The 21,999-nt window shown below is 62.1% G+C and carries 20 protein-coding genes and 1 pseudogene; 9 read left to right on the forward strand and 12 right to left on the reverse strand.

From position 1 onward, the window contains the following. The coding region (locus ACZ3J7_RS31250) for a DUF7927 domain-containing protein (RefSeq protein ID WP_465626767.1) at nt 1-1,164 on the forward strand (1,164 nt) is incomplete at its 5' end. A 79-nt stretch (nt 1,165-1,243) separates the two neighbouring features. Here the strand turns inward: ACZ3J7_RS31250 and ACZ3J7_RS31255 are convergent. Then, nucleotides 1,244-3,325 (reverse strand): PhoX family protein, encoded by a 2,082-nt coding sequence (locus ACZ3J7_RS31255; protein WP_298775669.1) that lies wholly within the window; start codon nt 3,323-3,325, stop codon nt 1,244-1,246. A 272-nt stretch (nt 3,326-3,597) separates the two neighbouring features. Between ACZ3J7_RS31255 and ACZ3J7_RS31260 the strand changes: the two genes are divergently transcribed. The 7 genes and pseudogenes from ACZ3J7_RS31260 to ACZ3J7_RS31290 all read left to right on the forward strand — a co-directional run bounded on the left by ACZ3J7_RS31260 (nt 3,598) and on the right by ACZ3J7_RS31290 (nt 9,010). Beyond that, nucleotides 3,598-3,795 carry a hypothetical protein gene (locus ACZ3J7_RS31260; RefSeq protein ID WP_095973588.1) on the forward strand — a complete coding sequence of 66 codons (198 nt, stop codon included), beginning with the start codon at nt 3,598-3,600 and terminating at the stop codon, nt 3,793-3,795. Further along, entirely contained in the window at nt 3,792-4,730 is a 939-nt protein-coding gene (locus tag ACZ3J7_RS31265; RefSeq protein ID WP_166813415.1) for an ABC transporter ATP-binding protein, read from the forward strand. The genes ACZ3J7_RS31260 and ACZ3J7_RS31265 overlap by 4 nt, the downstream gene beginning before the upstream one ends. Beyond that, a complete protein-coding gene (locus tag ACZ3J7_RS31270; protein ID WP_095973582.1) occupies nt 4,727-5,518 on the forward strand; it encodes an ABC transporter permease in 792 nt (263 codons plus the stop codon). Before ACZ3J7_RS31265 ends, ACZ3J7_RS31270 begins: the two co-directional genes overlap by 4 nt. Before the next feature lie 21 nt (nt 5,519-5,539). Further along, the gene (locus tag ACZ3J7_RS31275) at nt 5,540-6,682 is read left to right on the forward strand and encodes a sensor histidine kinase (protein ID WP_166813411.1); all 1,143 of its coding nucleotides are present in this window, start codon (nt 5,540-5,542) and stop codon (nt 6,680-6,682) included. Next, on the forward strand, nt 6,679-7,293 hold the full coding sequence (locus tag ACZ3J7_RS31280) for a response regulator transcription factor (RefSeq protein ID WP_095973581.1): 615 nt from the start codon (nt 6,679-6,681) through the stop codon (nt 7,291-7,293). Before ACZ3J7_RS31275 ends, ACZ3J7_RS31280 begins: the two co-directional genes overlap by 4 nt. Before the next feature lie 117 nt (nt 7,294-7,410). After that, nucleotides 7,411-7,817 (forward strand): annotated as a pseudogene (locus ACZ3J7_RS31285) (YciI family protein). An 8-nt stretch (nt 7,818-7,825) separates the two neighbouring features. Beyond that, nucleotides 7,826-9,010, forward strand: coding sequence for an RNA polymerase sigma factor (locus ACZ3J7_RS31290; protein ID WP_298775672.1), 1,185 nt, complete (start codon nt 7,826-7,828; stop codon nt 9,008-9,010). On the opposite strand, the gene ACZ3J7_RS31295 is transcribed toward ACZ3J7_RS31290, so the two are convergent. From ACZ3J7_RS31295 to ACZ3J7_RS31345, 11 genes are all read right to left on the reverse strand, one after another. Beyond that, on the reverse strand, nt 8,996-9,742 hold the full coding sequence (locus ACZ3J7_RS31295; RefSeq protein WP_003946070.1) for an amino acid ABC transporter ATP-binding protein: 747 nt from the start codon (nt 9,740-9,742) through the stop codon (nt 8,996-8,998). The two genes, ACZ3J7_RS31290 and ACZ3J7_RS31295, sit on opposite strands and share 15 nt — an antisense overlap. A 4-nt stretch (nt 9,743-9,746) precedes the next feature. Next, a complete protein-coding gene (locus tag ACZ3J7_RS31300) occupies nt 9,747-11,564 on the reverse strand; it encodes an ABC transporter substrate-binding protein/permease (RefSeq protein ID WP_298775664.1) in 1,818 nt (605 codons plus the stop codon). A 151-nt stretch (nt 11,565-11,715) separates the two neighbouring features. Next, nucleotides 11,716-12,630 (reverse strand): SMP-30/gluconolactonase/LRE family protein, encoded by a 915-nt coding sequence (locus ACZ3J7_RS31305; RefSeq protein WP_298775662.1) that lies wholly within the window; start codon nt 12,628-12,630, stop codon nt 11,716-11,718. Nucleotides 12,631-12,661: 31 nt separating this feature from the next. Next, nucleotides 12,662-13,861: a GTP-binding protein gene (locus tag ACZ3J7_RS31310; protein ID WP_298775660.1), complete on the reverse strand. Its 1,200-nt coding sequence runs from the start codon at nt 13,859-13,861 to the stop codon at nt 12,662-12,664. Nucleotides 13,862-13,959: 98 nt separating this feature from the next. Then, the gene (gene nthB / locus ACZ3J7_RS31315) at nt 13,960-14,598 is read right to left on the reverse strand and encodes a nitrile hydratase subunit beta (protein ID WP_298775658.1); all 639 of its coding nucleotides are present in this window, start codon (nt 14,596-14,598) and stop codon (nt 13,960-13,962) included. A gap of 26 nt (nt 14,599-14,624) precedes the next feature. Continuing rightward, nucleotides 14,625-15,248, reverse strand: a complete 624-nt coding sequence (nthA, locus tag ACZ3J7_RS31320) for a nitrile hydratase subunit alpha (protein WP_298775656.1) — start codon at nt 15,246-15,248, stop codon at nt 14,625-14,627. 73 nt (nt 15,249-15,321) lie between these two features. After that, entirely contained in the window at nt 15,322-16,887 is a 1,566-nt protein-coding gene (locus ACZ3J7_RS31325; RefSeq protein ID WP_298775653.1) for an amidase, read from the reverse strand. A 114-nt stretch (nt 16,888-17,001) separates the two neighbouring features. After that, nucleotides 17,002-18,408: a substrate-binding protein gene (locus tag ACZ3J7_RS31330; protein ID WP_298775651.1), complete on the reverse strand. Its 1,407-nt coding sequence runs from the start codon at nt 18,406-18,408 to the stop codon at nt 17,002-17,004. Nucleotides 18,409-18,453: 45 nt separating this feature from the next. Next, a complete protein-coding gene (locus tag ACZ3J7_RS31335) occupies nt 18,454-18,822 on the reverse strand; it encodes an ArsR/SmtB family transcription factor (protein WP_095973572.1) in 369 nt (122 codons plus the stop codon). A gap of 115 nt (nt 18,823-18,937) precedes the next feature. Beyond that, a complete protein-coding gene (gene oxdA, locus ACZ3J7_RS31340) occupies nt 18,938-19,999 on the reverse strand; it encodes an aliphatic aldoxime dehydratase (protein WP_166813389.1) in 1,062 nt (353 codons plus the stop codon). 204 nt (nt 20,000-20,203) lie between these two features. Next, complete coding sequence (locus tag ACZ3J7_RS31345) at nt 20,204-21,181, reverse strand: helix-turn-helix domain-containing protein (RefSeq protein WP_298775648.1); 978 nt, start codon at nt 21,179-21,181, stop codon at nt 20,204-20,206. 176 nt (nt 21,182-21,357) lie between these two features. Between ACZ3J7_RS31345 and ACZ3J7_RS31350 the strand changes: the two genes are divergently transcribed. After that, entirely contained in the window at nt 21,358-21,993 is a 636-nt protein-coding gene (locus ACZ3J7_RS31350; protein WP_298775646.1) for a TetR/AcrR family transcriptional regulator C-terminal domain-containing protein, read from the forward strand. Nucleotides 21,994-21,999: the final 6 nt, after the last annotated feature.

Raw genomic sequence — 21,999 nt, forward strand, 5'->3', positions numbered from 1 at the left:
GGTGTTGCCGGCGGCACGTTGATCAACAACAAGGTCACCGGTACTGCGAAGCCGCCGACCGGTCCGGAGATCACTCCTCCGCCGGTGACGACCGAACACCCGGTAGACGGCACTCCCGCAATCGAGGTACTGAAGTCCTCCGATCCGTCCACCACGAACCGTGTGGTTGCCGGTCAGGAGATCACGTACACGCTCACGTTCAAGAATGTGGGTACCGCGGATGGTGAGATCAGCTTCTACGACGATCTGACCGATGTTCTCGACGATGCAGTAATGACGAAGAATCCGGCAACCACTTCCACGCTGGTTGTTTCGGGTGTCGTCGACAACGTCTTCACGGTCACCGGAAAGCTGGCCAAGGGTGAGAGCGCGACGGTGACGTACACCGTCAAGGTCAATCCTGAGATCGGAACGTTGTCGGGTCCCGGATTCACTCCGGGAGTCCTGAACAACTACCTGGTGGTTGGTGGCGAGAACCCGCCGGTGGACTGTGTTCCGGGCGATGCTCTCTGCACCGAACACCCGGTGGACCCGCCGGAGACCACCACCACGGTGCCTCCGGTCACGACGGAGCCCTGTGTTCCTCCGACGACGACCACGCGGATGGTTCCGTCCACAACGGCTGCGACCACGACGGCTAGCGCGATCACTGCCGGAGACGCCGATGTGACCGGTACGGAGGAATCCACCACTACGGAGGAGACCACCACAGAGGAGACCACGACAGAAGAAGTTGTCGCGGAAGAGATAGTGGATCCGTGTGGCGTGACGACAACTACGCCGCCGACGACCACGACGCCGGTCACGACAGTTCCGCCGACCACGACGGTTCCGAACACGACGGTGCCGGTTACACCGACGATCATCATTCCCCCGATCGTCGTTGTGCCTCCGATCGTCGTACCGCCGACGGTTCCGGGTCAGCCGGTTCCGAGCACGGTTCCGGGACAGCCGAAGCCGCCGACAGCAAACCCGGGTCAGCCGGGTCAGCCGAAGCCGCAGACGTCTGCTCCTCAGGGCGGAACGATCAACTCCGGTGGTGGCGCTGGTGAGAGTGGCGTGAATACCACGTTGCTCGCAGCAGGTGGATTGGTTCTGCTGCTGGCGCTGGGAACGGGTGTTGTTCTCCTGACGCGTAAGCGTCGCGAGGATGGTGACAACTGATTCTCGTGAGAATCTGAGGTAACGACGTGGGGCAGATCGCAGAGTATGCGATCTGCCCCACAGTCGTTTTCGTGCGGTGTTACGAGCCGAGCCGAGATCCGTCCTTCTTCCAGGCCGCAACTACAGACGGGCGGGGCTGGGAGGAGCCACCGTCGGGCCAGTGGGATGCGGGGCTTTCGATGCTGGCGTCGTCGGTCTCGCCGGGGTGCTGGACGCAGACGATGACGCGCTTTTCGTCCACGATGGGGCCGCAGGTTTCGGCGCCGACGGGAACGGTGAGGAACTGCTTTGTCTCACCGCGGTTTTCGCCTTCGAGGACAACGCTGAACAGTCCGTCGTTGGACTTGAGTGCGTTGCCGTCGGTGGAGATCCACAGGTTTCCGTGCGGGTCGAAGGCAAGGTTGTCCGGGCACGAGATGGGACTGACCTTGCTCTTGTCGAAACCACCGAAGTAAGTATCGGCTGTGGCCGGATCTCCGCAGACGAGAAGAAGATTCCAGCCGAAGGTGGTGCCGGCGTGCTCGTCGGTGATTTCGAGGACCTGGCCGTTCTTGTTGTTGTTCCTCGGGTTCGCTTCGTCGGCCGCGGCGCCACCGTCGACTCCGCGCTTGGTGTTGTTGGTCAGTGCGACGTAAACCTTGCCGCTCTTCGGGTTTGCTTCGAAGTCTTCGGGACGATCCATCTTCGTTGCCCCGACCTTGTCACCGGCCTGACGGGTGAAGACAGCGACCTCTTCGGCGCTCATGCCGTCGACCAGCGATTCGCCCTTGCCGTCTTCGCCGGTGCGCAGGATGGCGACCCATTCGCCGGTTCCGTCGAACGTGCCGTCCGACGGGAGCTTGCCGCTGCCGTCGATCTCGCCGGCGGAGTTTCCGCTGAGCTTTGCAACGTACAGCGTTCCGGCGTCGAGCAGAGTCATGTTGTGGCGCATGGCTGCCTGACTCTTGCCGTCCTGCATCTTTCGACTCGAGACGAACTTGTACATGTAGTCGAAGCGCTCGTCGTCGCCGCTGTAGGCCACGACGGTTCCGTCCGACGTGGTGTAAATGGTGGCGGCTTCGTGCTTGAACCGTCCGAGCGCTGTGTGCTTGATCGGAGTCGACGACGGATCCCACGGATCGATCTCGACGACGTATCCGAATCGGTTGACCTCGTTGGGTTCTGCGACCAGATCGAACCGCTTGTCGAAGCGTTCCCACTTGCGCTCGGAAGCGGCGCCGGCCAGACCGTAGCGCTTCAGCCGTGCTGCGACCGTGGGATCGGTGACACCCTCGGCGTTCGCGAAGTACTGGTTGAAGTTCTCTTCGCCGGAAAGCACTGTGCCCCAGGGTGTGACACCGCCGGCGCAATTGTTGAGGGTGCCGAGCACTTTGGTTCCCGTGGGATCGGCACTCGTCTTGAGGAAGTCGCTACCTGCAGCGGGGCCGGTCACGACAAACTCCGTGGTTCCGGTGATGCGGCGGTTGTTCGATCCGATCTCCGGTACCAGCTTGCCGTTGTCGGATTCGCCCTTGACCTGGACGACCGACAGTCCGTGGCTGGCCAGGCCGATCTTGAACTGCTCCTCGGTCGGGTGCTCCGCATCGTAGCCGCGGAACATCGCCGGCTCGGTGGAGTATTCGTGATTGACCACGAGCAGGTAGGTGTTGGGCTCCCCGTCGACCGGGAGCAATCCGGCGAAGTCGTTGTTGAATCCGAACTGCAGTTCCTGTGCAGCAGCAGTTTGCTTGTCGAAGTCGAAGGCCGGGGCTCCGGCGAGAACGGCGTCACCCCAACGGATAACGACGGCCTGATCGTATCCGTCAGGGACGGTGACCTTGTCTTCCTTGTTGGGCGCGACGGCACCAAAGTTCGTCCCTGCTGGTGTCGACCCGCCGCTGCTGCCGCTCGCGGATCCGGTTCCCGGTTCCGCACTTGCAGATTCGTCCGAACAGGCGACGAGGGCGCTGCCCGCTCCCACCGCGAGCACTGCCATGCCACTGCCCCGGAGCATGCCTCGACGAGTCAGTGCAGTGCGTGCGATGTCGCGAAAGTACTCGCCGCCCGAGGTGTTGGGGACCTCGTGAGAGCACGCATTTCCGCACTTGTACTGGCAGGTGATCGACGCGCGTGCAGACACGCCGTCGTGTTTGACAAACAAGGCCAAAGGCTTGATAGCCACCGTGAACTCCCGAGATTCGATGTACGGACTTCGGGAACCGTAGAAGCTCTAAGCAAGGGTAAAGGAACGTAAAAATGAACGGCAAAACAACGAGGCGACCCTTACCTGCAATGTACGACGCGTCCCCGCGGGGACGTCGCATGACATTTGTCATCGCCGATCCATGACGGTGTCACCGCAGGTGATGATGCTGCGCACTGTTTTCGGCCCCGACTTCCCGCGAGGCTTGAAGCATGAGAGAACCACATGAGGGAAGCCTCCTGACGGACCTGATGGACATCGGACCCGCACCCACGATGGGCCGCGAACTTGTTGTGATCGTGGTGAACATCGCGATCATCGGAGGGGTGTTCGCGATCATCGGCTCCAATCCGGTGTCCTGGATTCTTGTTGCCGCTCTCGCTGTCTACGCGGGCATTCGATTCGCGATCGGACTGCGCAGCTGGAACCGAGAGGAGGCGCAGCGATGAAGGGCGATCCTGTGATTGACGTAGTCGGAATGTCGCGGCGCTACGGCTCCGGCAAGGATGCGTTCGATGCCGTCCGCAATCTTGATCTGAGTGTTCAGGAAGGCGAGTTGTTCGGCCTCCTCGGAACGAACGGTGCCGGAAAGACGTCCACTCTCGAAGTGATTCAGGGCCTTTCACGAGCCAGCGCCGGTACGGTGCGCGTATTGGGGATGGATCCGGTGCGTAACCGCAAGCAGATCCGCCCATCGCTGGGCATCATGCTCCAGAAGGGTGGACTTCCCCAAGACTTGACTGCTCGTGAGAGTTTGGCGATGTGGGCCGGAACGTGTTCGAATCCGCTTCCCGTCGACGAGGTGCTCGAGCGTGTGGACATGCGTGACCGTGGGGAGACCCGCGTGAAGTTCCTCTCGGGCGGTGAAGCGCGGCGACTGGATCTGGCGTGCGCGATCATCGGCCGGCCACTCGTCCTGTTTCTCGACGAACCGACTACTGGTTTGGACCCCGAAAGTCGTCGTAACACTTGGCAATTGATCGCTGATTTGAAAGCGTCGGGCGTCACCATCATGTTGACGACGCACTACCTGGACGAAGCCGAGTCCTTGTGTGACCAATTGGCGATCATGCACCGTGGATCGGTGGTGCGCAGCGGAACCGTGGCGGACGTCGTCGCGGATCATCCCGCTCAGATCAAACTGCACCGTCCAGGTCTTCCGCTCCCCGCCCTGGCCGGCGCCGAGGTTCGCGTCGAAAACGATCTTGTGGTCATCACGACTCGTACAGTCCAGGAGACCCTGACGGAACTGCTGCTGTGGGCGCAGCACAACAACATCCTGCTGACCGGCTTGGATGCCCGCGCGGCTTCCCTGGAGACCGTATTCCTCTCCATTGCAGACCAATTCGATCATCACGCAACTCTCGAAGGAGCGCCGGCATGAACCGCATAGCAACCCTGTCTCGTTCGGAGTTCACGCTCCTGGGACGAAATCGACTGTTGCTCTTCAACGCAATCGTCCTCCCGTTGATCTTTCCCGTGGGAATGCTGTATCTGTCGCGAGATGGCGGGCTGTCGGACAAGTCGGTGTCGGCAGGCCTCGAGGTGTTTGCACTCTTCCTTCTCGTGTTCGTGGTCTTCTACAACCTCCTGTCGGTGTACGCGACGCGTCGTGACGAGTTGGTTCTCAAGAGACTACGCACCGGGGAATGCAGCGACGCCGAGATCCTTGCGGGCCCGGCGGTGCCGTCGTGGGTTCTCACCGGCCTGTTGACGGTGGTCATCGGAATCGCCGTGATGGTTCTCGGCGGCAGTGCTCCGGTCAATCCGGTGCTGGTGCTGGTCGCGGTGATCGGCGGCGCTGCGCTCTTCACCGCGCTGGCGTTGATCACTTCGGCTGTCACTCGGAACGCGGAGGCAGCGCAGATCACCTGCATGCCGATTCTGATTCTGGCGACGGCAGGTATGTCTTCGATCAGGAACGTCGTGCCGGACAACGTTGCTCGCATTCTCGATTTCACTCCGCTGGCCGCGGTAGTCGACCTTCTCAATCTCGGATGGCTGGGGAGAACCACTGGCGAACTGGCCGATCTGGGCGATGCGCCCGGTGCTGCGGCCGGATTTGTCGACACCTTCGGTTCGGCTGGGCAACCGCTGTTGGTCATGCTGGCGTGGATCGTCGGTTCGGTTCTGATTGCGAACGTCCACTTCCGCTGGGAACCGCGTTCGTAGAACTCTGAGAAGGTAGTGGGCATGATCGCGCAGAACTTCGGACGCTGGAATCCGAGACGGACATGGCGAACCGCGTCGAACGTCGACAAGGTTCGCCTCTACACGCGTCAGTCGTTCATCATGGTCGCAGTGGTTTTCGGTGGCTTCGGTGCGGTCACCGAGATCATTGCCGATCGGTATCTGTCGGGTGTCTTCCTCGGAATCAGTGCAGGTGCGTGCGTCGTCGCCGTGTCTCGGATGCCTGATCTGGGCGGAGTCGTGGCCAAGCCCGTTCAGATTCCTCTTGCCGTGATGACGTTGTCGGCGTTCTGCTCGGCGGGAATTGCCTTGGGAAGCAACGGCGAGAACGGCCCGTACTTCTGGCTGGCGGCAATTCTCGTCGTGCCGCTTGCGGGGTTGACGTCGTTGCGCTGGCTGATCGTGGGCTCGGTGGCCGCCGGGGTTGTATTGGGACTGCTTGCGGGTCCGGAAAGCGGCGTGTCCGTCGGAATCGTTGCCGGCTTCATGGGGCTGACCGTCTACATGTCGGTGTGGCTGCTGCGGATGGTCACCGAATTGGACGAGGCGCGCGGAGCCGCCGCCGCTCTGTCCGTCGCCGAGGAGCGGTTGCGATTTTCTCGCGATCTCCATGACGTCGTCGGGCGGGCACTGTCTGCAATTGCGGTGAAAAGTGAACTTGCAGCCACGCTTTCACGACGCGGCGACGATCGTGCCGCCGCGCAGATGGACGAAGTGCGCGAACTTGCGCAAGATTCACTCGACGAAGCGCGCGAGTTGGTTCGGGGATACCGGTCCATCGCCTTGGCGTCCGAGCTGGCCGGTGCGCAGTCGCTGCTCGAGGCCGCCGGAATCTCCACTGCGATACGTGGATCGGCAGATCAACTACCGGTGGAACTGGCCGAAGCCGCTGCCTGGGTCGTCCGTGAAGGCGTGACCAACATTCTCCGGCACTCCAGTGCCGAGAATTGCAGCATCGAAGTGTTGGCGGATGGCGTCGTGATCGCCAACGACGGCGCACGTATCGCAGAGCCGAACAACGGAACCGGCCTGAACGGATTGCGCGAGCGCGTCGGCGCCGTCGGAGGAACTGTCGAAACCGTGCAGGACGAAGATCGCTTCACCCTCACCGCCCACTTTCCGTCCCGAACGAAGGAGTCTCGGTGACCGAGCCGATCAAGGTACTGCTGGCCGACGACGAGAACCTGATCCGCTCGGCGCTGGCAATGATGTTGTCGCTCGAGGACGACATCGTTGTCGTCGCAGAAGCCGAATCCGGCGAGGATGCCGTGATCGCTGCTGCAAAGCATCAACCTGACGTAGCCGTGCTCGACCTTCAAATGGCAGGTATCGACGGTATAGAGACGGCGCAACAGATTGCGCAGACGGTCTCGGGGTGCGCCTCGATCATCGTGACGAGCCACGGGCGTCCCGGATACCTGAAGAAGGCACTGTCAGCCGGCGTCCGCGGATTTCTGCCGAAGACGACGCCTGCGGCGACGCTCGCCGAGGTGGTTCGCAGCGTCCACGCGGGCGGGAGGTACGTCGACCCGTCGTTGGCTGCCGAGGCAATCGGCGCCGGCGACTCACCGCTTACTCCGCGCGAAGCGGACGTACTCGAGTACGCGGCCGACGGAGCATCCATCGAGCAGATCGCTTCCCGGGCACACCTCTCTGCGGGTACCACCCGAAACTATTTGTCGTCAGCTGTCACCAAACTCGGTGCTGCGAATCGGCACGAAGCTGCGGTGATCGCCCGCCGGCAGGGGTGGATTTAGGGCCCGAAGCCCCGCGATGTCGAGAATAGCCGGCCGATGTCGAGAATCTCCGACTTGCTTCGTCCCTGTAGTGAAGTGCGACCAGAATGGGTGGCACCGACACAGAGGAGATTCACGATGGCCAAGTACTTGCTGCTCAAGCACTACCGCGGCGCTCCGGCTGCAGTCAACGACGTGCCGATGGACCAGTGGACACCGGACGAGATCACGGCTCACGTGAAGTACATGCAGGACTTCGCGGATCGGCTCGAGAAGGCGGGCGAGTTCGTCGACGGTCAGGCTCTCGCTCCTGAGGGCACCTTTGTCCGGTACGACGGTGAGGGTCGCCCCCGGTCACCGATGGCCCGTTCGCGGAAACCAAGGACCTCGTTGCCGGCTGGATGGTGATCGACGTCGACAGCTACGACCGTGCCGTCGAATTGGCCGGGGAGCTTTCGGCCGCGCCCGGCGCAGGCGGGAAGCCGATTCACGAATGGCTCGAACTGCGCCCGTTCCTGACCGAGCCGCCGACCATCACGGACTGACAACTCTCATGGACGACGCCCTGCTTCGGAGTCTGACTCCGAGCGTGCTCGGCATCCTCGTCCGCCGCGGAGCAGATTTCGCGTCGGCCGAGGACGCCGTGCAGGACGCTCTGCTCGAGGCGGTCAGGGTCTGGCCGGACAACCCGCCGCGGGACCCGAAGGGCTGGCTGGTCACAGTGGCCTGGCGGCGGTTCCTCGACGGGATCCGGTCGGATGTGGCTCGCCGTAAGCGGGAGTACCTGGCTGACGAGCAGCCAGGCGAGCGGCCGGTCAGCGGGTCGGTGCCGGGCGTGGACGACACACTCCAGCTTTACTTTCTGTGCGCGCACCCGTCGTTGACGCCGTCGTCCGCCGTGGCACTCACGCTGCGCGCTGTCGGCGGGCTCACCACGCGCCAGATTGCGCAGGCCTACCTGGTGCCTGAGGCGACGATGGCTCAGCGCATCAGCCGAGCCAAGCGCACGGTCTCCGGCGTCCGGTTCGAGCAACCCGGCGATGTCGCCACCGTCCTGCGTGTCCTCTATCTGGTCTTCAACGAGGGGTACTCCGGTGACGTCGACCTCGCTGCCGAGGCCATCCGGCTCACCCGGCAGTTGGCGGCCACGATCGATCACCCCGAAGTCGCAGGGTTGCTCGCACTGATGCTGCTCCATCACGCTCGCCGAGTCGCGCGAACTGCCGCGGACGGCAGTCTGGTTCCGCTAGCCGAGCAGGATCGCAGCCGGTGGGACACCGATTCGATTGCCGAAGGAGTCGTGATCCTCCAGGCAGCTCTCGCCCGCGACCGGCTCGGTGAGTTCCAGGCCCAGGCCGCCATCGCTGCACTCCATGCCGACGCTCTCGCAGCAGACCAGACCGATTGGGTGCAGATCGTGGAGTGGTACGACGAACTCGCGGCCTTGACCGACAGCCCGATCGTCCGGCTCAACCGAGCGGTGGCCGTCGGCGAAGCGGACGGACCACGCGCCGGCTTGGCAGCTCTTGCAGCGCTGGACGATTCACTTCCACGCCATGCCGCAGTCGAGGCCTATCTCCGCGAACGCGACGGAGACCTGGAGACGGCGGCGAGGTTGTATGCCGATGCAGCGCACAAGGCGTCCAACCTCGCCGAACGTGATCATCTGATGCTTCAGGCGTCCAGGATCAACGCCCGTCGATCTCCTGCAAGCGCCCCCGAGTCAGAGGACCTGTGACAGGAACGCTTGCAGTCGATCTGTTTCTGGATCGTCGAAAAGCTGTTCCGGAGTACCGGTTTCGACTACGGCGCCACGATCCATGAACAGCACCTTGTCGGAAACGGAACGCGCGAAACCCATTTCGTGCGTTACGACGACCATGGTCATGCCGGACTTCGCGAGATCGGCCATCAATGCCAGAACACCCTTGACCAGTTCGGGGTCCAGAGCCGACGTCGCCTCGTCGAAGAACATGACCTCAGGCTTCATCGCCAAGGCGCGGGCAATGGCGACGCGCTGCTGCTGACCTCCCGAAAGGTTGCCAGGCCGCGAGTCCGCCTTCTCCCTGAGCCCCACCAGGTCGAGCTGCTCGAGCGCGAGAGCCCGAGCTTGCTCCTTGGACAAACCCTTGAGCTTGTTCGGCCCGAGCGCGATGTTCTCGGCGACGGTCTTGTGCGGGAACAGGTTGAAGTGCTGGAACACCATGCCGATTCGCTGGCGTAGCTCGTCGGGGTTGTCCTTCAGGACGGACTTCCCGTCGAGCAGCACGTCACCCTGCTCGGGCTCGTGCAGACGGTTCAGCACGCGCAGGAGCGTCGACTTGCCCGAACCGGAGGGTCCGATGACGGTGACGGTGTTTCCGGCGTCGACGTGCAGGTTGACGCCGCGAAGCACCTTGTTGGTACCGAAGGACAGATGCAGGTCCTTGCCGGTGAGCGATACGGACTTCAGTTCAGAGCTGGTTGTCATGTCCTCAGCCCCTTTCCACGACGATGGCCTGCTCGAGCGGATCCAACGTGCCTGAAGTGTCGGCGCGTCCGGTCCGGAGTCGGTTGTCGATGTAGTTGACGAGGTGCGTCAGCGGGATGGTCAGAGCAAGGTAGAACAGGCCTGCCGCAACGAGCGGGGACAGGCTGCCGGTCTGGGCGTTGAGATCACGTCCGACGGCAAAGAGTTCCCGCTGGGTGACGAGGAGACCGAGGAAGTAGATCAGCGACGAGTCCTTGATCAGCGAGATGAACTGGTTCATCAATGCCGGAAGAACGCGTCGTACACCCTGCGGGATGACGACCAGCGACATGGACTTGCGGTAGCTGAAGCCGAGGGCACGGGAAGCCTCGAGCTGCCCGGGCTCGACGCTCTGGATACCGGATCTGAAGATCTCACCGATGTACGCCGACGCGAGCAGTGACAGCGCCGCGACACCGAGCCAGTACGGATTGCTGCCGGTGATTCCCTTGACGATCGGGCCGACGCCGAGCCCGATGATCAAGATGATGACGACTGCGGGCAGTCCGCGGAAGATATCGGTGTAGACGCGGGCCGGCCAGCGCAGCCAACGGGTGCGTGAGATACCGGCGACAGCGAGCAGCATGCCGAGGATCGTGCCGATGATGCCCGACGCGAGCGCAAGGATAAGTGTGTTAGGAAGACCGGTCTTGAGGAGATCGGGGAATGCCTTCTTGTACAGATCCCAGTCGAAGAACGTGTCCTTGAGCTGTTCGAGCGTCGACTTCGGCTGGTACGACGCGGTATCTCCACCGTCGCCGTTTGCTGCGTTTTCTGCCGCGATGGCTGCGAAGTCGGGCAGTTCCGGAGTGGCCGCTGCCTTGGATCCGGGCTTCCAGCCTTCAGGGAGTTGGCGCGGTACCCAATCGGAGTACAGCTGAGACCAGGTTCCGTCGTCGATGACTGCGTCGAGGCCGGAGTTGAGGGCGTCGATCAGCGGCTGGTTTTCCTTGTTCACCGCCCAGCCGACGAAGTTGTTGACCGAGAAGGTGTTCTGGATGATCGAGGTCGGATCGCCGGGAGCGATGGCGCCTTCGGCCTGCTGAGACGGAGCTACCCAGGCGTCGATCTGTCCGGACTTGAGGTTCGCGTACGCCGTGGCGTAGTCGGGAAACTTCACGGGATCGAGCTTGAGCGTGTTCACGACGTAGTCGTCCTGCACGGTTCCCTGCACGACGCCGATGCGCTTGGAGGCATCCAGGTCACCGAAGCCGGTGATGGCGCTGCCGTTGGGTACGACGAGGGAGAAGTATCCGAAGTCGTAGCCGTTGGTGAAGCCGACGGTGTTGCGACGGTCGTCGGTGGTGGTGATGGACGACGAGCCGACGTCGAAGCGTCGGCCGGCAACCTGGGCGAGGAGACCGGCGAACTCGGTGCCGACGAACTCGACCTTCAGGCCCAGCTTGTCCGCGACTGCCTTCAGCAGTTCGTTGTCGTATCCGGTGTACTGATTCTCGGAGTTGACGCAGATGCTCGGGGGCGCGTCACCGAGCGTGCCGACCGTGATGACCCCGGGTTTGATCAAGTTCAGCTTCGAGGTGTCGATCTGATCGACCGGGGTGACGGTGGCCGTGGTGTAGCGGTCTTCGGCGCCCGCACCCGCTGCCGCGTCCAGATTGGTGGGTGCCGCGGTTGCGGCTCCCACTCCAGGAGGTGCACACAGGTCTGTGGGGGCTGCCGACGAATCCGAGCCACTCGAGCACGATGACAGAGTCAGCGCCAGGAGGGCAGTGAGGAGCAGTGCCACCACCAGGCGGATCTTCGCTGCGACGGAAGAAAACATGCGTGCAGCGTAAACCTAAGGGTAGCCATTTCTCCGTGTAGAACTGTTGACAGTTTCCGGACAAGCGGCCGTTGCGCTGCGGGCATGCCTTCAAATCAGCGTGATTTTAAATATCGCCAGGTCGGGGAATCTCGTGCCGAAGGGATCGGCGTCAGCGGACGGGTGCGAGTTCGACGCCCGGCGGAGGTACCAGGCGACGCAGCGTCCCGTCGAAGCCGGTGACGTAGAGCGCCGAGCCGTCGCCGTCCTGTCCTATACGCACTGAACTCGGCCCGGTCCACCCATTCGAAAGACCCGAAGCGACGACGCAGGACGCGCCGGTTTCAGGGTTTACGCGATAGATAGAGCCTTCGACGTGAGCTGCGGCATAGAGCATTCCATCCTGCGACATTGTCAGATCGTCGAGGCCGGGGATCAGGCTCGGGACCGTCGTTGCAACGGTCCACGTGTCAGGGGAATCCAAGGGCACTCGAATGATCTGACCGGTGAACAGGTCATCGGTGTACACGGCTCGATGATCCGGACTGAGCGCGAGTCCCTCCGAACGCGGCACTGTCGACCAATTGGGTACGACGGCTCCGGAGTCGTTCAGATAGCGCGACACGCCCTTCGACTGGCCGCCTTCTGTTCCGACCCACGTGGTCAGTAGATCGCCGTCGGGTAGGCGGAGCAGGCCGTTGCCCGCGAAATCGACGGGTGCGGACAGCTGATCCGTCGTGGTGTCCAGGTGCCACAGCTTGCCGTCCTGTCTGGTGAGGAAGGACAGCCTCGAACCGTCGAGTTGCAAACCGCCAGGGGCACCCATGCCGTCGAGGACTGTTCGTACCTGTCCTGCGGCGTCGACGTGATAGACCTTCGACTTGCCGGAGAGGTAGAACCCGCCGTTGTCATCGGGCTCGAGGTTCTCGAGCTGCTCCAACCCCCGCGCTACGGTCTCGACCTGCCAATCGCCGCACATCGGCGCGGCTGTCCAGGTTGCCGCCGCCGGCGTCGCCGCAGCAACGGTCCCGGCTGCGATTGCCGCGACGATCAACAGCGCCCGAGTTCGGTTGCGTGATACCCCCATTGCGCACAACTTACGGCAAACCGGAACAATATCAAACGGTCTGGTCGGTATACCCGGCACCCAGGGGGTCGCTCCAGGTGGTCCACACGTCTGGCCCGAGTTCGATCTCGGCTGTGGTGAGTAGACACGCGTCGAGTTCTCGGTGCAGTAGAGACGGGTCGATGGCTTGGCCGATGAAGACGAGTTCCTGTCGGCAGTCTCCGACAGGTTCTTCCCACTTGTCGAGGATTCCGTCGCGGCGGTAATCGTCGGCCGGCCACTCGTCACGGGGTAGAAACTTCCACCAACGGCCGACGTATCCGTGGCGAATGAGATGACCGGCCTGGGAAATACTCCCGATCTCGGTGAACCGGCCGGCATTCCAGTAGTAGCCCTTGGCCCGGAGTAACTTTCCGTTGGTCCACTCGCTGCTGAGGAAGTCATGCAGACGTTGGGGGTGGAAGGGTGCGCGCTCGCGGTACACCACCGAACTGATTCCGTACTCTTCGGTTTCGGGAGTGTGTTCACCTTGTAGTTCTTGTAACCAACCGGGGGCCTGTGCGGCTTTCTCGAGCGAGAACAAACCTGTGTCGAGAATCGTGTCGAGTGGGATGCGACCGAGCATCATCGGAACAATCGCAGCGGTTGCGTTCAAAGATCGCAGGACCGCGGTCAATTCGACCAGGTGCTGGTGCGAGATCAGATCGGCCTTGCTCACCAGGATGACGTCGGCAAACTCGATCTGGTCGACAAGTAGATCCGCGATGTCTCGTTCATCTTCCGGAGCATCGGCTTCGACGCGACCTCCAGCCGTGTAGTCGCGCAGAAAACTGTTGCCGTCGACCACGGTGACCATGGTGTCGAGTCGGGCGACGTCGGCCAGAGCGTGGCCGTCGGTATCGATGAAGGTGAACGTCTCCGCGACGGGCAGCGGTTCGGAGATGCCCGAAGATTCGATGAGAAGGTAGTCGAATCGGCCAGCAGCGGCCAGGGCGCTGATCTCGGAAAGAAGATCCTCTCGCAGAGTGCAGCAGATGCAGCCGTTGGTCATCTCGACCAGTTTCTCCTCGGAGCGACTGAGCGAGATCTCACGCTCGACTTCTGCACTGTCGATGTTGATTTCGCTCATGTCGTTGACGATCACCGCAACCCGACGGCCCTCCCGATTGCGCAGGATCTCGTTGAGTAGCGTCGTCTTCCCGGCGCCCAGGAAACCTGACAGCACCGTGACCGGAAGTCGTGTGTCGACCATGATTTCCAGTGTCCTTCCGAATGAGTGAATCGTGGTGATCAGGCGGCGGTCGCACGAACCGCTGTGATCGCGTGACCGCCGCCTGGAATGCTGGAAGATCAGGCCGCAGGCTCGAGGTAACCCTCGAAGAGGTCGACAACGACGCTTCCACCGTCGGTGTCGCTACCGAACAATTCCTCGGCGGCGAACTGCACGTGGTAGGTGGGCTCTTCGCCGGCGTCGTTGCGACCGTGACCGATTGCGTCGGGGAACGGCCACTTCTCGGTGGTCCGGTGAGCGATGGTCCCCACGCGTCCTCGGCAGTACGCAGGCATTCGAATATGCCCCGGAACGTACTCGTCGCGCACACGTACTCGCTGCCCGACCTCGAAGGTGGTCGTCTCGACGGGTGCCGGCCGCCCTTCGGATTCGCTGGGCCGTGACAGTGGGAACGGTCCCCCCGCAAGGCTTTCGAGTTCGTCCTGCGTCAGGATTCCCTTTTCGACCATCAGTGTCGCGACGCCGATGACGTACCTCTCGTAGTACGGGGTCATCATGTAGTGGCGCGGCTCCATCCTCTCGACGACGTATCGCACTTCGTCGACGCTGAAGGCCCCGAGTTCGGCGACTCCGGCGAACATCAGGCTGTAGGGCAGGTGTTCCCATTCGGAGTGAAAGGTGGGGCCGATGTCGGCGTTGACGGTATGCGGGACTTTGCCGAAGCCTTGAACTCCGGCAAGATCGTGTACTCCATCCATGGTGTGCTTCCTTCTTGTCGGGGTGATCAGACGGTGGGAACCTGCGGGATTGCAACCCCGATCAGGCAGTCCTTGGTGACGATTTCCTGCAGTTGTTCCTGGCTCCAGCCTTCGGTGCCGGCGGGACGCTGCGGGAGGACCATGTAGCGAGTTTCGGCGGTGGTGTCGTAGACGCGAATCTCGATATCCGACGCGATCTCGGTTCCCATCTCGGAGAGAACCTTCCGTGGTTCGCGGACCACGCGCGCACGGTATTCGAAGCTCTTGTACCAGGTAGGTGGCAGACCGAGGATGGGCCACGCGGTGCATGAACACAGCGAGCACACGATCACGTTCTTGAGTGTCGGTGTGTCTTCGACTGCCACGATGTATTCGCCCTGGGGGCCCAGGTATCCGTACTGGGCAACTGCGGCGGTACCGTCGGTGAGAAGCAACTGCCGGAACTCGGGGTCGGTCCATGCGCGCGCTACCAATTCCGCTCCGCGCCTTGGACTGAAGTCCTCCTCGAAGGTTTTCTTCCATCCCTCGACGTAACCGTCGGGTATTAATCCCTTACCGTCGAGTGCGCGGAACAGTGCCCACGCCCGGTCGGAGACCGGCGCCTGGGCCGGTGCGGCGTTTTCCGTTGTGTGGTCGATCGTTACTGACATCTGGTTCACCTTTTCTTATGTGGGCAGATCATGTGTGAATCGGTGGAATTTGTTGTCTGACAGTGCGTCAGGACTAGGCGGGGCTGAGTTGTGGTGCAGAGTCGGAGGCGCGTTCGGCCGGCGTCGGAAACGCGCCGCGAAGCTTTTCGAGTGCGCGTCCGACACGAAGGACTGTCGCATCGTCGAAGTGTCTGCCGGTGATCATCATTCCGACCGGAAGCCCATTCACCAGGCCGGCCGGAACGGACAGGGACGGATGTCCGGTCACGTCGAATGGTGCCGTGTTGGCGATCATCCCGAGAGCCTTCGTGATGAAGGTTGCACGATCCACGTCCTTCGCCGGCAATTCGGATGCGACGTAGGGCAGCGTTGGCATCACCAGGACGTCGAATTGTCTCAAGGCAGTGTCGTAGGCGGCGCGGGCAAGCGGTACGAGGTTCCGGGCTTTGCCGTAGCTCGCGCCGCCGAGGGTGGTGATGCCGTGGTGGCCGGTCAGGGCCACCAGTTTGACGGTTTCGGACAGAGCGTCGGCGTGCTGAATGCGTCGAGAAGCAAAGTGTGCCATCAGTTCCGGATCGTACAAACCTTCGGCGTTCATGCCGTATCCGTTGCCGTCCAACATCTGGTAGGCACCACCGTCCGTGGCGATCACGTTCCAGATGTGGAAAGCATGCAGATGCCACGGGATGTTTACTTCCTCTACCGTGCAACCGATTTCGGTCAGACTGTGTGCCGCTGCGCGGACTGCGTCGTCGACCTCGGGCTGTGAGACCGCGTGCCCGAATCCCTCTCGAACGATTCCGATTCGCAGGCCGTCCACATCGGAGTCGAGGGTGGACAGATAGTCACCTGCTTCGACGCTGTCGGCTTGGCGTGGGTCGTTACCGTCGCGGCCGGCGATGACCGAGAGCATCAGTGCTGCATCGTGGACCGTGCGTGTGATCGGGCCGAGATGGTCGATTGTTCGCTCGATGGGAAATGCACCGGTATACGGGACGAGCCCGAACGTCGGCTTGTGCCCGACGACGCCGCAGAATGCCGCCGGGATCCGGATCGATCCGCCTTGATCCCCGCCGATGGCAAAATCGACGTCACCGTTTGCGACGAGTGCTGCACTGCCGCCGGATGATCCACCTGCTTCGCGCTGCCGGTCCCATGGATTGCGGACCGGTCCGCTTGCCGGTGTGAAGCTCGAACCGGAGAAACACAGGTCCTCACACACAGCTTTGCCCGCGACGGTTGCACCGGCCGCCAGTAGTCGAGTGACCACAGTCGCGTCGCGTGACGGAGTGAATCCCTCTACCGTCCGAGATCCGTTCATCATCGGAACTCCGGCCACGGTCACGTTGTCCTTGATCGCCACGCGTCGGCCGGTCAGGACGCCGACCGACGTCGGCGGGATGCTGGTGGTCACATACCAAGCGCTCAAAGGGTTTTCGCTCGCAGTTGGCACCGCGTGCTCGCGTGACGTGGTCGGCGGGGTTGCCTCGTCGGCGTACAACTGGTCGACGACGTCGTAGGAGCCCAGTGCTCCGTCGATCAGTGCCGTCCACTCGAGCCGGGCTGTTTGGTCGAGAGTGATGCCGTAATGCCTTGCGGCGGCGTCTATTGCTTGGTCGTCAGGTCGGATTGTCGCCATGAGAAGTGTGCTCCTGATGTGATCGGCTTCACTTGTCTTTCAGACTAGGGCCGGATCCATAATTGCGTCAATAGGTATCGACATATTGACTCGTTAAGTTCGGGTTACGCGCGCTCAGAGAGAGCGGGGGTACAGTCGCCCACGGCGTGATTCAGCGATCAGAATCGGCCGATTCAGTGGAAAACCGGTGTTCGTAGAGCTTTTCGGCGTCGTGGCAAGCTGCCGAAGTACTGTTTCCGGATCGCCCGCCGACGTTCGTTCGACTGCGCGTGCGTAAGCGACGATCGCTTCGTACGTTGTCTCGGACAGGGAACTGAGCGGAGGCAGGAGTTCGTTCGAGCTTGCGCTGTATCGCTTTTCGAGGTCGTGGTCACCGGCCGCGGATTGGAAGTAGCCGAATGCCGCCCAGACTCCGTCGGCATCGGAATTGCCGATGAGCTGCTGAGTGGCCTCGTCGAGGACCAATGCAAACGTCCGCGTGGTGGCCCGCAGTCCGTGCTGGGCGCATTGTCGTTCGAAGAAGACCTCGTCATGGCCCACCAGAGTGGAAAGAATCAGTTCGGCCCCGGAGTCGACTATCGACTCGATGATGCGCGAGAAGTCGGTTGTCCCCAACGGTACGTAGACTTCGCCGGCCACCGAACCTGTGGATTCGGCGATCACACGTCGGGCCGCCCAATGCGCTCCGAACGACCACGAATACTGCTGACCGACCAGGAACCAAGTGCGAGAACCGGTCTCGGACATCATTGCGGGTATGCCCGCTCGTGTCTGGTCGAGTGGCCGCTCACCCAATCGAAGGACTCCCGGACGCGATCGACCTCCTTCGTTGAGAACTGTGTGCACCAACAGCACACCGGTGTTCTGCAACGCAGATGCAGCGGCATTGAAGGTCGAGGACGTCACGCACGCGAAAATGGCGCGGCACCCGCTTTTCACCAATCGCAGCGCGGTCGCCGCTCCGGCCGCCGAGTCGGAAGCGTCATCGCCGATCACCAAGTCGACGAGAACGCCGCCGACACCGCCGTCGGCATTGATCTCTTCCACGGCCAGGGCAGCGAGTGTTTCTGTCGCCTGGGCGAATACAGCTGCCGGGCCGGATTTGCTGACCAGCAATCCGATCCGATGTCGGTCGGAACGCGGAGGCTCGGGTGGCGCGAATCCGCGCTTGTTGGCAAGCCAGGAAATTCCGTCCTGATCGAGGCTGGACTCGAGAACGATCCGGGTTCCGGTGCCGTCGGGAAAGAACCGGATCGTCAGGCGGCCGCGCCACGGTTGGTGGTGCACGATCACTACCGATCGGCCCCGCTTCACGCCGGCGACGTAACCCAACAGCGTGATCGGCATTCCGGCTGGATCCGCACGTACGCCGTCGCCGACGGGAAGGGAGATGGCGACAGCGGCCCCGACCGTCAGTTGCTCACATTCGAGTTCGAGCAGTTGCCCCGTTTCGAGGCGCTCGAAGGCTGACCCTGGTGGGTCGGTCGTCACGATCTGTGCCGTTACGGAGAGACCTGGCACGTTCTACTTCCTGCCTGAAATAGATGCTGGGGCTCAAACAGGGCCTCACGCCCGGCGACGCACCGAAGCCGGTTCGGAATCCTCAGTCGCCGTGGTCGGCGACTCGGACGTGTTCGAACCTGCTTCCAGCGCTCGCCCGAGGACGTCGCGCAGGAACTGGAGTGCATCGTTGGCCGGCCCCGACGGATCGATCGAAAACAGGCGATGACGTCCCTGACGCCGTTCGACGATCACTCCGGACAACCGCAGCGCCTTGAGATGTGTGGATACCGTGGTGCGACCGACCGTCGAAATTTGATCGCTGATGAAACCCGCATTGCACTCGCCGTGGGTAGCCAGAGTGTCGAGAATCTGTCGACGTACCTGGTCGGCCAGCACAGCAAACGCCAACTCTTCGTTTCGTTGAGTAGTCACTGTCTGCTGTCCGCGCTTCCTCGATGGCCTCTACTGCGATATGTCGACACTCGTCAACATATCTCGAGTTGCCTCCGAGGGAAAGAACGTCGCCGAAGATTCCCGGCGGCTTCGGTCAGTGCTCGGCGATGGTCACTGCATCGCGCAGCATGCCGGTGCCGGGATGGCAATTGATGTACTCGTACAGCTGATCGGCGGCATCGAATACCGAGACCTCGTGGTAGAGACGCAATTTCGACAGACCCGCGGCCACCCGGAAAAACGTCGTGAAGATCCGCAGATGGGTGGGGTGGGATTCCGACCACCGTTCGAGTTGGTCGAGTGAGGCCCAGTGACCGATGTTGTAGCTCAGGTCGAGGAAGTTTCCGTCGATGTCGATGTTGCGCACGAATCGGTTGCTGTAGCACCCGACGGCCGGGCCGTTGTCGCGGAGGAAATCCATGCCTGATTGGAGGGTGGGCAGGATTTCGTCCAGGTAGAGGCTGCGCTCGTCTGCTTCCGCGTCGGCCCAGTCCTGTCCGGATCTGATCAGTGCGATGTTGTCGTGCCCCCGCACTACTACGCGTCCACCTACGGCTGGGTCACCGGCGATGACCCGCAGTTCGCCCGAGGCCTGCATCCAGTCGGTTTGGGAGATCGGAAACCGCTCGCGCATCGAACCCCAGTAGCCGTGTTCGTTGATCTCGCCACTGATGCCGTCCATGACCGCTCCGACCCCGGGAAGGTCGTCTTGGAACGCGTAGAGCGTTTCGAACTGTTCGGCTCTCGGTGCCACGATCTCGCGGAAGAACCCCAACCCGTCCGACAGGCGCTCTTCGGACTCCCACCAGGAAGCTATTGGAGTCGATGTGCTCCAACGATGTTGGGAGGAAACATCTTTCCAGTATCCGACCACGATCAGGTTCTCGTAGCCCTGGTTGTCGATGTGATGGGTGAGATCGTGGTGTGCCGGCCCGTCCGGCAAGTCGAAGCCGGCGACGATATCCCGCATCGCCTGCAGTGCAGCCGGGCGCTGATCTTCGTCGCGGAACTGCACGCCGAGATAGCCCATCACGACCTGTTGCAATGCGTCGTCTGCGCGCCCGACCCACATGGGAAATGGTGGCGTATAGGTATCCGGAACGCGCCTGGTCAACGTGCGCGGGCATTGAAGGTGTTCACCGATTGCAGATTCCATGAGTGCTCCCTGTGGTGTGGGTAGTCGAATCGGGTGCCTGGCACTTGGCAACGCCGTGCCGAAAATCTACGCCCGCGAGGCCGATCAAACTTGGCCGTCAACGCCCGATATTTGGCCTACCGCGCCAAGAATTGTGGATAGGCGTCGGCGTCAGAACGTTTTGGACACCATGTTGAATGGGCAAGTGGCTGAAGATGTTACAGATCAGCGGGGATTGCTTGGGGTCGCTGCTTGCGACCGGTACCGCCGCGGGCTGATTCCGAACTCCGCCTTGAATGCGCGACTGAAGGCGGCCAGGTCGGTGAATCCCCAGCGGTGAGAAATCTGGGTCAGCGACCGGTCTGCTGCGTGGCATTGCACGATCTCGCGACGGCAACCGTCGAGTCGACGGCTGCGAATCGAGCGTGACACCGTCGTGCCGTGTTCGGCGAAGGCTCGGTGCAACTGGCGAATGGAGACTTTGACCGATCCCGCGATGTCCACCGGAGACAGGGTCGGGTCAGCGATGCGGGCGTCTATGACCGACAGGGCGGATTCGTAGAGGCTGGTTCGCCGAGAGGTGATCGGACGTGCCGTTGCGTGAAGAACGGACTTGACCAGGCCGCCGATCTCGTTGACGACTTCCTCTTCGTCTCCGCTCGCGTCGGACGTCATGCGGACGGAGGCAAGATCGTGAAGAAAGCGACCCAGCAGGCCACTCAGGCCCGCGTGTCCGTCAAAAGCGATGGCGGTCAGGCTCGTGACCTCCGCGTCGCTGAGCGACAGGTACGACCGTGGCCAGGTGAACACCTCGAGTCCCCAGATGCCGTCGTGTGCGTGTCCCTCGATCTGCCAATCGAAGGGGCGCGTGGTGTCGTACAGGACGTAGTCGCCACGTCGCAGGACGCATTCGCGGTCGTCTTGGCGCACTACCGCGCTACCGCGGCGGATCATGCCGATTTGCAGGTAGTCCGCACCGTCGCTCTTGATCAGGCTGCTGCTACGGACTATTCGTTGTTCCATCGATTGAACTGCGGACACCCGAACGTGAGCGAGTTGGGCCGAGTGCACGGCCCCGCTGAATCCGTCCCCGTCTTCGATGTCGGATACGTCGAGCGCGACAAAATGCTCACGCAACAAATCTGCCCAGTCGCCCGTGAGATTCGTGCGTGTGGGCAGGGAGAAGCCGGATCGCGTGAGCATTGCAGGGCGCCTCCTCGCAGAAAATCCGAAGTTCTCGGGTGCTCGATGTTCAGAGAGTAATCCCGCACATCAGACATGTCGATAGGAGTCGACATGTCATCACGCCGGGAAGAAATTGTTTGTCATACAAACAACGTCGAGTTATTGTTTGTCATACAAACAAGTAGGAGTTCGTGATGGTCACCGAGGCAGTTCCCGCAGCGCGCGCCACGCGTGAGTCGGGCAAGCAGACGCGTATGGCGCTGTTCAATGCCGCAACCGACCTGTTTCTCGAACACGGCGACAGCGTGTCCATCGCGCAGATCTGCACCGCCGCCGGCGCTCATCCCAACCAGGTGACCTACTACTACGGATCCAAAGAGAAGCTCTTCGTCGAGGTGGCGTGTGCGGCCGTTCTGCGCGCGGGCAAGCGCGCCGAGGTCGATGCAGCCGACGCCGACACTGTCGGTGACTACACCGAGAAATTGGTCGGATCCCTCCTGGGCTCGGGCGCTCCCAGCGTCGAACTGTTCGTCGAAGCGATGATGATGACGGGTCGTCGTGGTGAACTCCGTGACCTGATCTCCGAAACGCTTCGCACTCTGCATTCCTCGGGTGAAACTGCCCTCCTTCGCACTTTGGTCCGCACCGGCTGGCAGCTACGCGCGGGCATCGACGTCGAATCCAAGGCCTTCTGGTCTGCGATCTTCGGCCTCGTCATCCAGAAGACTGCCACCGGCGAGAGCTTCGGCTACTCCCTCGAGGAGGCGGTCGCCGTCATCTTCGCCACTCTCCAGATACCCGACGCCGTACTCAACAGCTCGATGGAATGAACTCTC

It is taken from the genome of Kitasatospora sp. NPDC015121, from assembly GCF_055562955.1.

What these genes read in the sequence shown, in the direction of transcription:
- ACZ3J7_RS31295 (WP_003946070.1), bottom strand. Translation starts at nt 9,742, where the DNA reads ATGACAACCAGCTCTGAACTGAAGTCCGTATCGCTCACCGGCAAGGAC.
- ACZ3J7_RS31270 (WP_095973582.1), top strand. Translation starts at nt 4,727, where the DNA reads ATGAACCGCATAGCAACCCTGTCTCGTTCGGAGTTCACGCTCCTGGGA.
- ACZ3J7_RS31300 (WP_298775664.1), bottom strand. Translation starts at nt 11,564, where the DNA reads ATGTTTTCTTCCGTCGCAGCGAAGATCCGCCTGGTGGTGGCACTGCTC.
- ACZ3J7_RS31260 (WP_095973588.1), top strand. Translation starts at nt 3,598, where the DNA reads ATGGACATCGGACCCGCACCCACGATGGGCCGCGAACTTGTTGTGATC.
- ACZ3J7_RS31350 (WP_298775646.1), top strand. Translation starts at nt 21,358, where the DNA reads ATGGTCACCGAGGCAGTTCCCGCAGCGCGCGCCACGCGTGAGTCGGGC.
- ACZ3J7_RS31305 (WP_298775662.1), bottom strand. Translation starts at nt 12,630, where the DNA reads ATGGGGGTATCACGCAACCGAACTCGGGCGCTGTTGATCGTCGCGGCA.
- ACZ3J7_RS31290 (WP_298775672.1), top strand. Translation starts at nt 7,826, where the DNA reads ATGGACGACGCCCTGCTTCGGAGTCTGACTCCGAGCGTGCTCGGCATC.
- oxdA (WP_166813389.1), bottom strand. Translation starts at nt 19,999, where the DNA reads ATGGAATCTGCAATCGGTGAACACCTTCAATGCCCGCGCACGTTGACC.
- ACZ3J7_RS31275 (WP_166813411.1), top strand. Translation starts at nt 5,540, where the DNA reads ATGATCGCGCAGAACTTCGGACGCTGGAATCCGAGACGGACATGGCGA.
- nthA (WP_298775656.1), bottom strand. Translation starts at nt 15,248, where the DNA reads ATGTCAGTAACGATCGACCACACAACGGAAAACGCCGCACCGGCCCAG.
- ACZ3J7_RS31310 (WP_298775660.1), bottom strand. Translation starts at nt 13,861, where the DNA reads ATGGTCGACACACGACTTCCGGTCACGGTGCTGTCAGGTTTCCTGGGC.
- nthB (WP_298775658.1), bottom strand. Translation starts at nt 14,598, where the DNA reads ATGGATGGAGTACACGATCTTGCCGGAGTTCAAGGCTTCGGCAAAGTC.
- ACZ3J7_RS31345 (WP_298775648.1), bottom strand. Translation starts at nt 21,181, where the DNA reads ATGCTCACGCGATCCGGCTTCTCCCTGCCCACACGCACGAATCTCACG.
- ACZ3J7_RS31325 (WP_298775653.1), bottom strand. Translation starts at nt 16,887, where the DNA reads ATGGCGACAATCCGACCTGACGACCAAGCAATAGACGCCGCCGCAAGG.
- ACZ3J7_RS31265 (WP_166813415.1), top strand. Translation starts at nt 3,792, where the DNA reads ATGAAGGGCGATCCTGTGATTGACGTAGTCGGAATGTCGCGGCGCTAC.